13 protein-coding genes and 2 pseudogenes are annotated in these 12,781 nt (G+C 68.8%); 4 read left to right on the top strand and 11 right to left on the bottom strand.

The annotated features are described in order from the left end of the window. The first annotated feature begins 596 nt into the window (after nucleotides 1-596). Nucleotides 597-1,115, top strand: a complete 519-nt coding sequence (locus tag C3488_RS31270; protein WP_103844254.1) for a hypothetical protein — start codon at nucleotides 597-599, stop codon at nucleotides 1,113-1,115. Between the two features lie 112 nt (nucleotides 1,116-1,227). Here the strand turns inward: C3488_RS31270 and C3488_RS31265 are convergent, their stop codons facing one another. Beyond that, nucleotides 1,228-1,677 (bottom strand): DUF6233 domain-containing protein, encoded by a 450-nt coding sequence (locus C3488_RS31265; RefSeq protein ID WP_258053789.1) that lies wholly within the window; start codon nucleotides 1,675-1,677, stop codon nucleotides 1,228-1,230. 45 nt (nucleotides 1,678-1,722) lie between these two features. Next, nucleotides 1,723-1,965 carry a hypothetical protein gene (locus C3488_RS31260; RefSeq protein WP_103844253.1) on the bottom strand — a complete coding sequence of 81 codons (243 nt, stop codon included), beginning with the start codon at nucleotides 1,963-1,965 and terminating at the stop codon, nucleotides 1,723-1,725. Between the two features lie 135 nt (nucleotides 1,966-2,100). Between C3488_RS31260 and C3488_RS42035 the strand changes: the two genes are divergently transcribed. Then, nucleotides 2,101-2,481: a hypothetical protein gene (locus C3488_RS42035; protein ID WP_258053791.1), complete on the top strand. Its 381-nt coding sequence runs from the start codon at nucleotides 2,101-2,103 to the stop codon at nucleotides 2,479-2,481. Here C3488_RS42035 and C3488_RS31245 read toward each other — a convergent pair. The 5 genes from C3488_RS31245 to C3488_RS42015 form a co-directional block, all read right to left on the bottom strand. Continuing rightward, nucleotides 2,400-5,225 (bottom strand): hypothetical protein, encoded by a 2,826-nt coding sequence (locus C3488_RS31245; protein ID WP_258053788.1) that lies wholly within the window; start codon nucleotides 5,223-5,225, stop codon nucleotides 2,400-2,402. The genes C3488_RS42035 and C3488_RS31245 overlap by 82 nt on opposite strands. Next, nucleotides 5,222-5,557, bottom strand: coding sequence for a hypothetical protein (locus C3488_RS42030; RefSeq protein WP_258053787.1), 336 nt, complete (start codon nucleotides 5,555-5,557; stop codon nucleotides 5,222-5,224). The genes C3488_RS31245 and C3488_RS42030 overlap by 4 nt, the downstream gene beginning before the upstream one ends. Nucleotides 5,558-5,764: 207 nt before the next feature. Further along, nucleotides 5,765-7,333, bottom strand: a complete 1,569-nt coding sequence (locus C3488_RS42025; protein ID WP_258053786.1) for a LamG domain-containing protein — start codon at nucleotides 7,331-7,333, stop codon at nucleotides 5,765-5,767. After that, the gene (locus C3488_RS42020) at nucleotides 7,281-9,092 is read right to left on the bottom strand and encodes a hypothetical protein (RefSeq protein WP_258053785.1); all 1,812 of its coding nucleotides are present in this window, start codon (nucleotides 9,090-9,092) and stop codon (nucleotides 7,281-7,283) included. The genes C3488_RS42025 and C3488_RS42020 overlap by 53 nt, the downstream gene beginning before the upstream one ends. Next, a complete protein-coding gene (locus tag C3488_RS42015) occupies nucleotides 9,068-9,433 on the bottom strand; it encodes a hypothetical protein (protein WP_258053784.1) in 366 nt (121 codons plus the stop codon). Before C3488_RS42015 ends, C3488_RS42020 begins: the two co-directional genes overlap by 25 nt. Nucleotides 9,434-9,733: 300 nt before the next feature. Here C3488_RS42015 and C3488_RS31235 point away from each other — a divergent pair. Both C3488_RS31235 and C3488_RS31230 read left to right on the top strand, forming a co-directional pair. After that, a pseudogene (locus C3488_RS31235) lies at nucleotides 9,734-9,919 on the top strand (hypothetical protein); the annotation flags it as partial. Between the two features lie 182 nt (nucleotides 9,920-10,101). Further along, nucleotides 10,102-10,473: pseudogene (locus tag C3488_RS31230) on the top strand (IS5 family transposase); the annotation flags it as partial. On the opposite strand, the gene C3488_RS40280 reads toward C3488_RS31230, so the two are convergent. The 4 genes from C3488_RS40280 to C3488_RS40860 form a co-directional block, all read right to left on the bottom strand. Next, complete coding sequence (locus tag C3488_RS40280; protein WP_146067963.1) at nucleotides 10,360-10,830, bottom strand: hypothetical protein; 471 nt, start codon at nucleotides 10,828-10,830, stop codon at nucleotides 10,360-10,362. The pseudogene C3488_RS31230 and the gene C3488_RS40280 sit on opposite strands and share 114 nt — an antisense overlap. Nucleotides 10,831-11,085: 255 nt before the next feature. Further along, the gene (locus tag C3488_RS31225) at nucleotides 11,086-11,799 is read right to left on the bottom strand and encodes a hypothetical protein (RefSeq protein ID WP_258053783.1); all 714 of its coding nucleotides are present in this window, start codon (nucleotides 11,797-11,799) and stop codon (nucleotides 11,086-11,088) included. Then, nucleotides 11,799-12,368, bottom strand: a complete 570-nt coding sequence (locus C3488_RS40865) for a sigma-70 family RNA polymerase sigma factor (RefSeq protein WP_181139274.1) — start codon at nucleotides 12,366-12,368, stop codon at nucleotides 11,799-11,801. Before C3488_RS40865 ends, C3488_RS31225 begins: the two co-directional genes overlap by 1 nt. Next, on the bottom strand, nucleotides 12,365-12,589 hold the full coding sequence (locus C3488_RS40860) for a hypothetical protein (protein ID WP_181139273.1): 225 nt from the start codon (nucleotides 12,587-12,589) through the stop codon (nucleotides 12,365-12,367). Before C3488_RS40860 ends, C3488_RS40865 begins: the two co-directional genes overlap by 4 nt. Between the last annotated feature and the right edge of the window lie 192 nt (nucleotides 12,590-12,781).

Here is a 12,781-nt window from a genome sequence, read left to right as displayed (position 1 = left end):
TCTGCGTACCCTCACGATCCTGGGCTACTGGCTGGGCGCCGACAACGCTTACAGCCATCGCATGTAGGCCCAGTGAGCACCATCCAGCTCAGGCACGCCAAACAGCTGCGGGCACGTTCCCTTGTCCCTGGCCACGGTTGCCCTCAGCTCGGCGGCAGCGCGCGCGGCCCGCTGGCCAGGCGTGAGCGCGGGACGGGACGCACCGGTCCCGCCGGATCCTGTTCGGCACCGATCGTGCGGGTGAATGCCAAGTGGAGAAGTGAGCTGAACAGGCAACACGCGGTGGAGCGGCACTGGTCGACCGTGTTGGAGCCGCAGGTGTGGGGCCAGCTTCCCCTGTTCACCCCAGCGCACACCCTCACCCGGGATACGGCTCGCGCCATCGCCACTCGGTGCCGGCCTTGGCCCGATCTCCCCCTCACCGGTGCGGCCACCGCGCTGCTGGAGGACTTCGCCGGGGCTCGGGCGGGTCAGGACGCCGGCCGCGTGAGGCGTACATGTTTCCATCCGGACCGAGGCCGACGCCGAGTGGGCCCCTCGTATCCCCGGTGCCGGGTCGCGCTCACTGCAACTCGTTGTCTCCACCCAGCGCCACTATGCCACTCGACGACACCGTGCTCCTCCCCTACGGCGCCCACCAACGCACCTACGCCCCCCAGCCCGGCGAGGACTGGAGCGGCGACATGGCCTCCTGGAAGCGGGACTGGGCCATCTCCCACCCGCATCCCGCCGATGCGGCCACCTGGTGGGGCCTGGTCCCCCAGCCGCTGCTCGCCCTCGGCAAACAGCCCGGCTTCCGGCCCGCCGCCGCGCACGCCACCATGTCCGCCCTAGAACGCGCCCAACACGGCCGCGAACGCCACCGGCGCCGCCGCGCCCGTGAACACGCCCAGCAGCGCACACAGACCCCCCCAACCCAACTCCCCCTCCCCGCCACCGCCGCCGGCGAACCGGCCGACGCGCCCAAGACGCCGACGCCGCAGCCGCCCACTGCTGCCGCCGTGCCGCCGCCCCAGCCCATCCCCGCCGACCCGCCCCAGCAGGCCCCCTCTCCCCGCGTCCGCCGTCAGCGCTTCACCTGGCGATCGCTTCTCCCACGCCGCTGGCGACACTGACCGCAGCAGCCGATCCGGCGGCCTTCGGCTCCCTGAGAAGAAGGCCGCCGGACATGTACGAGGCGTCAGCCTTCACAGGACCCAGGCGCTACAGGTCCCACAAGGTCTCGCGCTACATCAGCGGCCCGAGGGCGACGTCCGCACCGCACTCGGTGCAGGCCGTGGCGCCGGGTCGGCGCAGCACCTCCAGCGCCGCGTGTACGTCCAGCTCCTCCGCCTCCCGGGGCGCCTCCTCGCAGTCCCACACGTGCACAACAAGCGCACCAGGCCGGCCGCCGACGGCCCGGGTCCGCTGGATCTTCCAGGCCCACCGGTCGGCCGCCTGCGCGGTCGGCTCCTCGCGGCGCAGCGGGTAGCGGGGGATGGCGTCGTACCGGACGCCGTCGATCGGCTGCGCCTGGCCAGGGGTGAGCCAGACCCAGTACTCGCGCGGCTCGACGGTCTCGGTCTCGGGGTCGTCGGCCCACATGGGCAGCCCCACCCAGGCCATCCACCCCGTCTTCGGGAACTGGCCCCAGGCATGCAGCCGACCCCGCAGTTCCTGCCCATCGGGCAAGATCACCCGAACCTCCGGCGGGGGCGGCTCAGCGGAAGGCATGAAGACCCGCTAGCTCTCGGATCGGTGACCGCCGCCGGATGCCGTCTCGGCAACGCGCCCCTGCTCCCACGCCATCAGCACCCGCTCGCTCCCGTCGGCCTCCTCGGCCAGATGGATAGCGACCTTCTCGTCGCTGCCGTACAGCCCGACCCAGTCACGCCAGGTGCGGCGGGCGGTCGCGCCGTCGACCCACTCCCCGGTGATCGCGGGCCCGCCGGCCTCGAACTGGAGGCGAACCAGGTACGTCGTCACGTCAGCCGTTCCAAGGCGCGGGCCTGACGGCGCAGCTCCACCCGGGCCGCCGGCACCCGGCCCGGCCTGGACCAGTACGGGTGAAACAGCAACTGGCGTGAGAGGGACTGCAGGCGGCGGCGCTAGTGTTGTGGTGTGCACCGGGCAAGGCACGGCAAGCGCCGCGTACGTGCGCTGCCAGTCCGCCTGGATCTCGATCAGGTGATCTCCGCGGACGAGAAGACCTCCATCCAGGCCCGCTGGCGCTGCCACCTGACCCTGGCACCCGGACAGGCCCGGGCCGCGCGCGTCAACCACGAGTACAAGCGCGGCGGCGCCCTGGCCTACCTGGCGGCCTACGACGTCCACCAAGCGCGCGTCTTGGGCCGCTGCGAACCCACCACCGGCATCGTGCCGTTCATGAACCTGGTCACCGAGGTCATGAAGCAAGAGCCCTACGCCACCGCCAGACGCGTCTTCTGGATCGTCGACAACGGGTCCTCCCATAGAGGGAAGAAGGCCGTCAGCGGACCGTAGCCGGTGTCGTCCGGGACGTAGGTCGTCCTGACCGTGCGGTTCAGGGCGTTGGTCGCGGTGAGCGGGCGGCCCAGCTTGTCGTAGGTGGAACCGGAGACCTGCTGGTAGACCGGGGTCTTGTCGACCGGGTTGTAGCTGGCCACCCGATAGGAGGCGCTGATCTCGCCCTTGGTGGGCGCCGCCCCGACCGCCTGACCGTCGTAGGCCGTGGTGACGTCGGAGACGACGTCGTCGGGGACCGTCGGTATGGTCGCGCAGGGCACCGAGTACGTCTCGGTGCGCGAGACCAGGTTCACCAGCCAGGCCGAGGTGTTCCGGGCGTAGCTGGTGCGGACGCAGGACTCGTCACCGGTCTTGGCGGCGTCGCCGCTGTCCTCGACGGTGATCGGCATGCCGTACGTGGTGTCGTACGTGGTCTTCTGGTTGACCGTGCGGGTACCGGTGGAGGTCTTAGTGCGGGTGCTGGTCTGGCCGGCCTGGACGATCCAGGACTCGGTGGTGCCCCAGATGTAGGTGTGGCTGCCGGTCTTGTAGGACCAGGGCGTGTTGATGGTGCCGCTGTCCTCTTCGGCACCGTTGTAGATGATGGTCTCGCGGACGAAACCGGCGTACTGGCGCGAGTCGTCGATGGCGGTGCCGGTGGAGTCGGTGACCTTCTCCACGCGGGCGGTGCCGTCGAGTTCCTTCTCGCCGTTCAGGCCGCGCATGTACAGCGTGGACTTTTTCGAGCGCGGGCCCTCAGTGTCGCCGGAAGTCTCCACGACCTTGCCGTAGCCGCGCCACTGCGACCAGGTGCGGTTGGACACCTTGGTGATGCCCTCGTCGTCGGCATAACCCCAGCCGGCACCGCCCTGGTAGTCGTAGTACTTCTCGGCCGTGTCGCCGTGGCCGTAGGGGTCGTCCTGGAAGACCGAGGTGACGACGTACTTGTGGAACCAATCGGTGATCGGCGTCGCCCCGGACTGGGACCACTTGACGGGGAAGCAGCGGCGGGTGTTCTTGTCGATGTCCGTCGGCATGCTGGAACCCCAGATGCAGTCCGGGTCCGAGTAGTTGACGGTGATGGTCGAACCGGTCTCGGTCTTGATGGTCCGCACGCGCCACTTGATGTAGCGCAGGGTGTCCGGGCCGCTGCCCTCGACATGGTTCGGCATCTGGATGCCGCCGAAGACGATCGGCGGCATTGCGGCCGTGGTGCTGTTGGCCTTGCCGGTGTTCTGGATGGACTTTAGCCACAGGCTCGGCGAGGAGGCGTCACCGGTGTCGGGGAAGTCCTGCTCCAGGTGCCAGGTGTCGACGTCACGCTGGGTGGTGTCGCTGCCGGTCCACACTGACGTGGTCACGTCGGTCAGGCGCTTACGGGTGAAGAAGGACGGGCCGATCTGTGTCGTGCACTTGGTGCCGGACGCGCAGATCATGTAGAAGGGCACGTCCGGCCAGTTGGCCTTGGTGGTCTCCGTCAGGCTCGTGCACGAGGACAGGCACCGCTCGGCGTAGGTGAAACGCACCTGCTGCGCGGCGGGCTTGCTGTAGATCAGGTCGCTGCGCAGGCCGTAGTCGATGCGGTTGAGGTAGCCGCCGCGGGTGTAGGCGGTGCCGTTGACCGTGGTGTCGGCGTTCTTGGAGTAGTAGTTCGTCTCCTTGCTGTACCAGTACGTGGATGCGTTGCCGTGAGTATCCACGACGTAGTCCAGGTTCCAGCGCCACGCCTGGTAGCAGGAGGAGTCGGTGAAGCCGGTCGACTTGTAGCAGGGCTCGCCGGGGTCGTCACCGAAGACCGGGACCGTCCACACGGAATTGGTGACCGGGTCGTCGTCGGAGGTGTCTGTGGTGCCCTTGTCGCTCCAGCCTGGTAGGCGGTGCTTGCCGAAAAAGTACTGGTTGCCGGAGGCGTCCGTGACCTTCCAGTACTCGGTGTTGTCGTCCCCGTTGCTGGCGGCCCCGGTCAGGTGCTCGACGCGGGTGCCGTCCTCGTTCTTCAGCTTCCAGCTGCCGCCGGACGCCTGCGACAGGGCCGCGCTGTCACAAGCCGCCTTATCTGCACAGGTGTTGACCAGCTCGACGGCCTTGCCGTTGAGGACGAGGGTGGCGTTGGCGTACTTCCAGCACAGGTCGCCCTTGCCGGTCTGCCCGTCGTCCTTGCACGAGCCGTACTTGCGCTCGATGTAGGACTCGGTGATCGAGAAGCCTTCGCCGATCACGGAGGTCTGGTTGTTCTCCCCAGCCGTACGGCCGTCCACAGAGGCGAAGTTGTAGGAGATCGACAGGTTCGGCGACGGACCGGCGGTCGCGGGGGGAACCCGCAGCGGGTAGTTCCAGGTGAAGTCGCCCGTGCTGCCGCCAGCCTCCCAGGTCGCGGTCGGGGAGAGCGTGGTGGCGCTGTAGTCGCTGCCGCCGCCGCTGCCTGAACCGTCCGTCGACGCCGCCAGCAGCATTGGCGTGCGGGTGGAGACAGTGCCCGTGACGGACTGTGACGCAGCATCGTTGTCCGTGCCCGGCACCGGGGTCTGGGTACGGCACAACTTCTTCTGCGGCATGGTCAGGGCACACGCCGGAAGCGTCACCAGGCGCAGCCGGGGGCCGAAGTTGCCGCCGTAGGCGTCCTTGAAGGAGGCGTAGCTCAGCGAGACCTGAAGCCTGTCGGTGCCGGTGGCGGACGCGGTCTTGGACGGGGCGACGGTCAGCAGCACGCCGTTGACGCCCGCCTTCTGCGCGGCCGACCGGGACTGAACGCCGAGCGTCACCCGCGCGCCGGACCGGCGGCGACCGCCTTGCGCTGCGCGGCCTTGGCTGCCGGCACCTGGGCCAGCTTTACGCTCAGCCCGCCTACGGTGACGGACGCCTTGCCGGCCGCCGGGACCTCGGCGGTGGCCTTGCCTGCCGTCGGCCAGGTGGCCTTCTTCAGCCGCTCACGCGTCTGCGCTACCGCTGGGGCGGCCTTGTCCTTGGGGGCCTTGGAGGTGCCGGGCTTGAGCACGCCCACCTTGTCGATCTTCGCGTCGGGCCGGTCCTCCAGTCTGCGTGCCGCCTCTGGGCGGGCCTGCGCCGCGAAGTCGTAGCCCGAGGGCACGGCCACTTGCGGCAGCAGGGAGAGGGAGAGGACGAGTCCGCCACGACCAAGCCAGCGGCGTATAACCGCCCCTGGCACGCGTCTGCGGAAAGGTGATGAAGACACGGTGATATCCCGGTTGTCGGAAAAGGAGAAAAGGGGGAGACAGAAGAGAGAAAAGAAAGACGGGCGGGGCAGGAAGGGCAATCAGCCCGTCCCGCCCTGCCCTCGCCGCTACCGCTGCTCGGCGTTGCGCCGGTTGGCGATCGTGTCGGTGGAGGTGGCTCCGGCCCAGACGCGGACGCTGTCGATCGTCCCGGGGAAGTAGCGCGCGGCGGCGCCGTTGATCTTCGCCCGGCCGATCTCGAACGCCCCGCCGCCCTGCCAGGGGGCCGGGTATGACACGCCTTCTTCGTCACCCATTTGCGCGCTGTCGACGTACAGCTTGAGCGCGCCGAGCTTGGACGTGTCATCAGGGTTGGCCGCCGCCTGGGCGTCGTAGACGATCGTCAGCATGACCGGAACTCCCAGCTGGGCCGTGGTGAACGCGGTGGACGCGTTGGTGGTCCAGACCGCGCCGGTGCCGTCCTTGTCGGGACGGCCGAACGTCCAGCGGCCCTGGGTGCTGCCAGTTGGCTGCTCGTACCAGACACCCCAGGAGGACTGGCTGGTGCCCGACTGGCCGAACACCTGCACCGTGTACGACTTGGTGGTGTCGGTGAACTTGGAGGGGTCGAGCGTGACCCAGGCGGTTGCGGTGAACGAACCGGTGTCGTCGACGAACGGGCCGGTGGCGGTGGCGTACGCGCTCGTGCCGTTCAGGGTCATCGTCTGGGTGGTGGTGACCTCTTCGCCGATGTCCGGGTCGCCGGTGCTGACCGTGGTGAGCGTCGCCGCGTTCAGGGTGAGGTTCCGGCCGAAGCCGCTGGTGTCCTTGACGGTGGTGCCGGTGGCGTTCGCCGTGTCGGTGGCGTCCCACTTGGCGACGAGCGCCGGGATCGGGTCGCCGGCGGTGCCGTCGCTGAGGTCCTCGTCCTCCAGCCAGGCGTCGTGTGTGACCTCGGTGTCCGCGAGGGCGCGGGACCAGACCTTCACCTCGTCGATGGTTCCGGAGAAGTTCTCCCGGCCGGTGCCGTCGTACCACAGCCGCCCGACCTGCAGGTTGCCGGATGCCTTCCAGGGGGTGGTGAACGCCGCTGGGGCGCCCTGCGGGACACCGTTGACGTAGAGCTGGATGGTCTGGTTCGCCGCGTCGTAGACGCCCGCCAGGTGGGTCCAGACGTTGAGGACCGGCGGCCTGGTGCCGACCGAACGGGTGATGGCGGGGTTGAGGACGTCCGACTGGTGGCGGTTGAAGATCCACGCCTTGTAAGAGCTGGAGTAGTACAGCGAGAACCCGGAGGCGTTGGTGCCCGCCTGGGACAGGACGGTGTAGTTGACGTCATTCTTCGTCAGCCGCGCCCACGCTGAGACGGTGAAGGACTTGGTGGTGTCCAGGACCGCGCCGGAGGTGGACAGGTAGGCCGACGTGCCGTTGAACTTTGCCGCGCCGGGACCGCTGCGGGCCAGGGAGTCCCAGGTGGTCCCCGAGTTGGTCAGCGGGTGCTGGGTCGCGGTGGCGGCGTCGGTGAGAGCGTTGTCCAGGTGCCAGGTGCCCGAAGGCAGCTCGGCGCCCTTGACCAGGAAGCTGTAGTAGCCGGTGAGCGAGCTGTGGCCGGCGGCGTCGTAGCCCCAGACCTGGATGGTGTTCTCACCGGCCTGGTTGGGGGTGATCGACTGAGTGGTGGCCGTGCCCGGGGGCACGTTGATCGGGGGGGGAGACCGGGCCGCTGTTCAGTTTCCACTTGTAGCTGACGACGTCGGACTGGATGCCGGCCATGTTGGGATTGGTGTCCGCCGGGGTGAAGGTGAACTTGCCCAGGGTGCCCACACCGCCCGCGGCCGTGTCGGTGTCGGCCGGCTGGTAGACACCGTCCGCGCTGCTGATCACCGGGGGCGGCGGCGAGTCGGTGTCGACGCGGAAGTAGCACCAGGACGACCAGGCAGAGTCCAGGACCCCGGAGTCACCCCGGTCCGTGACGTAATACGCCTGTGTCTTGACGCGCATCCGGTAGTCCGTCTGCGCCGTCAGTGTGCTGGTGCTGGCGTCGCGTACGGCGTTGTCGGCCACCCAGGCGCCGCTTGGTGAGTTGGCGGTCCACACGCGGCTGGAGCCGTCGGCCTTCCACACCTCGAAGTCGGCGCGCAGTTGGGCCTGGCTGCCGTCCACCGACTGCACCGTGGCGAGCATCTTCGGCGTGGTGTCGCTGGTGGCGAAGGGCAGCGTGGAGGAGTTGCAGGCGCGGCCGGTGGTGCCCTGCTGGACGCCGTACGAGGTCGGCTTGTCCGGGTAGGAGACGTAGGTCACCGACAGCTTTGCGTCGTTGCGGAACCGCGCCCAGGCGGCCGCGTCGGTCTCGTCGTGCGCGGTCAGCGAGAAGGTGATCTGCGCTGTCTTGTTCGCGGCGTAGGAAGCGAGGGTCGGCGTCAGGTTCTCGTTGGTCTCCCCGCCGGCCACGTTGTCGCTGAAGCGCACCCAGTTCGCGGGCTGCGAGGGGTCGCACAGGGAGCCCCGCCCGTAGGACACCCACCGGTCGCCCATCAGGTCCACGCCGGTGGGTCGGGTCGACCAGGTGGTGCTGTCGGAGATGCCCTTGTCCACGCGGTTCAGGTCATACGTCTGCGGGGAGCAAGTGAACGACCAAACCATGTACACCTCGAACGTCGCGTCCAGGATCTTCTTGCCGTGGATCGACGACAGCGGATACTCGAAGTACATGCGCTGGGTGTACGGGCTGCTGGAGCAGAGGTAGCCGGCGTAGTTGGAGCAGCGCCCTACGCCCTTGTCGCCGCTGAACTTCCAGTACTTGGCGCCGTTGGAGGCAAGCGCCGTCCAGTCGCCCAGGGAGATGCCCTTGGTCGGCGGGTCGATGTAGAGCGGGAAGACGGTGTTCTCACCGTGGAGCAGGGCCGGATCGGGCGTGATCTCCAGGGTGGTGCCGGTGACCTTGAGCGGGAGGTCGGCCGCCGCGTCACCGCTGCCGGGGCCCTCGGAAGGGGCTGGCTCGCCCCCGGCGGCGGGCAGCGGGACCGCGTCCGTCGTCTCCGGCTCACCCACGACCTCCGCCTCTGCTGAGGAAGCAGTGCGGGCGAGTTGCGTGCTGACGCCGGCCGTGGCGGGACCAGTGACCGGGGCGTCGCCGGCCGAGTCCCACATCCGCCCCGCCGGGCTCTGGAAGACCGGGGTGCCGTCACCGTCACGCGCGACGAAACCGCCGTCGGCCGTCGGGGCGATGTCCAGGGCACTGCGGGAGACGGTCATCCTGATCGTCGCGAGCGCAGGGTTCTTTGCCGCATCCGCAGTTTTGACCACGAGTATCGAGGTGTAGCCGGTGCTCAGTGCGGTCAGTTTCAGATCGACGTCCGGGAGGACTTCGGCGTAGGTGGCGGTCGCACCATCGAGCTGGGGCTCGGGGAGCGCGGTGGGCCAACCAAGCTTCAGCTCACGCCCCTTGTCCTCCAACGTGACCAGCCGTCGATGGGGGCCCAGGTGCCGTCGTCCTTGCGGGCACGAACCGGAGCCGCGTTCATCTCTTGCGTGAAGGTGCCGTCAGGGTTGGCAAAGACCTGGGACGACTCGGTGGTCGCCGCGTCCACCGCCACTCGCTCACCGGTCTTCGCCGCGAGAGCACTCGCCTCCGACTCCGGAGTGCTGTCAGCCGTTACCGAGGCCGCCGCGTCCTCGGCGAGTGCCGGAGTCGCCCCCACTCCGGCAGCCGGAACCGCGCCCCCCAGCAGCGTGAGGGCTATCGCCCCACTCCGCACCGTCTGACGCCAGCCGTGCCGCGGTCTTCGCGTGAACACGCCCCACCCCACCCCTTTAGATTTTCATTACTAAGGAGCTGTGATGATCTTGTGTTGATCGGTACCGGTCAACGGTGTTGAATATCACATTGACCGTTTCGGCACTGCTAGTAAGCTCCCTCTTTTGGGTCAGTGATCCTTTGAGAACTCCTGGTGGGCGGTGCAGGACCAATATCCACCGTTCTCCATGAGCCTTCGCGTGCTTGGCTGAGGCCCTCGCCGACCACACCTTCTCTTCTTCGGGCACCTCCACTGCCTCAAGCCCGCCCGCGCCGAGCAGGCGAGGCGAGCAGAGGGTGAGAGCGCCCGCGCATCGGCCCGATGCGCGCCATCGTGGCCACCATCCAGCCCGAGCAGGACGAGATCGTCCGCGCCGGACTCTCGGGGACCGTCTGCATCTGGGAGACCCGGGGACGGGCAACAACCGCCTTCGGCCTCCACCGCGTCGCCTACCTCCTCCACGCAATGCGCGGCTCGACCGGGCGGGACGCCGGGCCGGAGGCGTCGGTACGGCAGCCGGCGCCTCACCCATCGGGCCGGCGCGCGCGGGACTGACAGCGAGCGCGGCTGCGCTCATGGGAAACTTGCGAGGCTTGCGGGTAGAACGCGACTCCGTAGCTCAGGGCCGAAAGGTCCTGGGCCTCGCTGGCCCCTCCCCACTGGACTAACTGGCCATCTCCGCCGCCAACACCCACGACAGCCAGGCCCTCCAACCCCTGGTGCGCGGCATTCCGCCCGTCCGCTCACGGCGCGGGCACCGCCGACGCAGGCCCGTCAAACTGCACGGCGACAAGGGCTACGACTATCCCCACCTGCGGCGCTGGTTGCGCAGGCGCGGCATCGCAGCGTGCATCGCCCGCCGCGGCGTCGAATCTTCCCAGCGCCTTGGCCGGCACCGCTGGGTAGTCGAGCGGACCTTCGCCTGGCTAAACGGCTGCCGACGCCTGCACCGCCGCTACGAACGCAAGCCCGAGCACTTCCTCGCCTTCGCTGGCTTGGCCGCAGCGCTCATTGGCTACCGTCGCCTGACTCGCGGATGAGCGGCACTGCGTGCTGTCAGCCCGGGAACACGAGTGTCCCGTCCTGATCAATGTGTGGGCCCACTGGCGAGTGCAGGCCCACCGCTTGCCACAGGGCATGGCCGCCGCGAACTTCACGTCTCCCGGGCCGGTGTCCGCGGCGCGCTCGACGATCTCGGTGATGACCACCCGCACGCACGGCAGTTGGTCTGCCAGTTGGCGCAGGGCATACCTACCGCCCTCGACCGCCTCGTTGCGAAGATCGTCGTCGTAGGGGCACTGCCATGCCTGCGGACCATACAAGGTGCGGCGCCAGGCGAACGGCTCAGCGCCGACCTCCACAAGCGTCTCCGGCGCCGGCGTCACGTGAACGGTCACGCGGGCGAAGCGAGCACACTGCTCGTCTGTAGCCGAAGCTCGAACGTCCCCTGCACAGCACAAGTATCGTGCGGGACTTCACCTCGCTCGACAGCCGGTCCACCAAAAGAAACGACCTGTAACCCGGCACCGCCTGCTCGAAGTCGGCGAGGCACTGCCTTTCCTCCGAGTGAGGGCTGCGCTTGCGCATGGGCGCAGCCCTCACTGCACTATTTCGGCATGCCGACGGCCGTCCTGCCTGCCTGATCACGCGGTTCAGCGGGTTGCCAGTTCGCTGGGCAGACGTGCGGTCTTGATGAAGGTGCTCAACTCGTTTCCCCACGGGACGGCGCGGGCGAACCCCTCGGCGAGATGAGTGCTGGGCCGTACGGGTTGGGGGAGGTGGCGGTCGCGGGTGAACCCCAGCATGCGGGCCTGCGCCCGCCATAGGCGGGCGTCTGGACTGACTCCGACGGCGGCGTGGTGGGCGGCGAGCAGGTGGGCGGCGAGGGGGTCCTCTCCGCCGGCGGCGAACCGCCACCAGTACAGGGCGCTTTCGCGGCGGTCGAGTGTGTAGAGCAGGCAGGCGAAGGTGCGCGCGCCCCTGGGGTCGTAGTCGGCGGCCAAGTCGGCCAGTGAGTCGATGTCGTTGGAGCGCAGCACCAGCTCGCACAGCCGCCGGACATGATCGACTACAGCCGTCGGGCTGGAGGCCGGGTCCGGGCAAATAATCGGTGTGGGACGCCGACGCAGGCCGCGGCGCGTGCGCGGCCGCTTACCGGCCGGGCGGCTGGGCACGGGTGCCGCCGCGGGCGGCGGCACCTGGGCGCGCTGCGGGGCGGGAGCCAGGACAGCGCGGGTGACTCGGGGCGGCCGCGCGGACTCCTGGGCGATGCGCACAGCGAGGCGTCGCATGAAGTCGTCGGTGTCGTGGTTGTCGTAGGTGCGGTGCAGGGCCTTGGCTTCGGCGCGCAGGAGATCTTCCAGCATCAGGACTTCCCTTTCCCCGGATCCGGGAGACCGATGAGGCGGCTGAGGTTCTTCAGACCGAGGTGGACGTTGGCTTTCGCGGCGCCTGCCGTGATGTCCAGGCGTGCGCCGATTTCAGCGAAGTCGAGTTCCGCGAAGTAGCGCAGGCGCACGCAGTTCGCCTGGAGAGGAGCGCGCTGTTCGAGTTCGGCCAGGGCGCGGTCCAGGCCGTCATGGCCACGTAGCAGCAGCAGGTCGTCTGCGGTGGGCACGTCGGCGTAGGAGAGTTCGCCGTAGCTGACCTCCCGGTCGGTGGTGCGGGCACGGCGCCGGTAGAAGTCGGCGATCGCGTTCTCGAGTATGCGGTGGGCGAGGGCGATCGGGTTGGGATGTGCCAGGATCCGCTCCCATTTGCGGTACATCACCACCGCGGCGTCCATAAGCACTTCGTCCGCATCGTGCGGGTTGCGCGTGCGAGCGCCGGCGACCCTGAGGAACTCGCTTTTGTGGCCGGTGAAGAACGCCTCGAAGTCGGTCGGGAGTTCGGCGGGCTCGATCACGCCGAAGTCCTGCTCGTCAGGACTGGTCACAGCTCCTCCACGGCGGGCGGCGGAACGGCGGTCCCCGCAGTGGGGTGCAGTCCGGCGGGCAGGACGGGGGGTGGTGCGAAAACGCGTGCGCGGGAGCGGTGCTCGTCGCGAGCCAGCGAGGCGATGCGGACGACGCGTCGGACGACGGCGTCGAAGGCAACTGCGGTCATCCGGCAGGCGCCGGCCACCGCCAGCGCGTGCCAGGCCCAGTGAAGCCCCACGGACCCTCCTTCTGCTCAACTTGGCCCCCGCACCGCGTCGTTGCTGAGCGGGAGGAGACCTCGCGGTCTCATCTCCTACACCGCTGGGGAGGCCTCCGGGAGTTAACTCTGCGGCACATGTTTTCGACGGAGCGCAACGATCCGCTTGTGACTCACCGTGTGACCTGCATCCACGCATTGTGCTGATCGATG

It is taken from the genome of Streptomyces sp. Ru72 (assembly GCF_002920635.1).
GTDB lineage: Bacteria > Actinomycetota > Actinomycetes > Streptomycetales > Streptomycetaceae > Streptomyces.
Note: the sequence above shows the minus strand (reverse complement) of the source record. Positions and strands in the feature narration are given on the sequence as shown.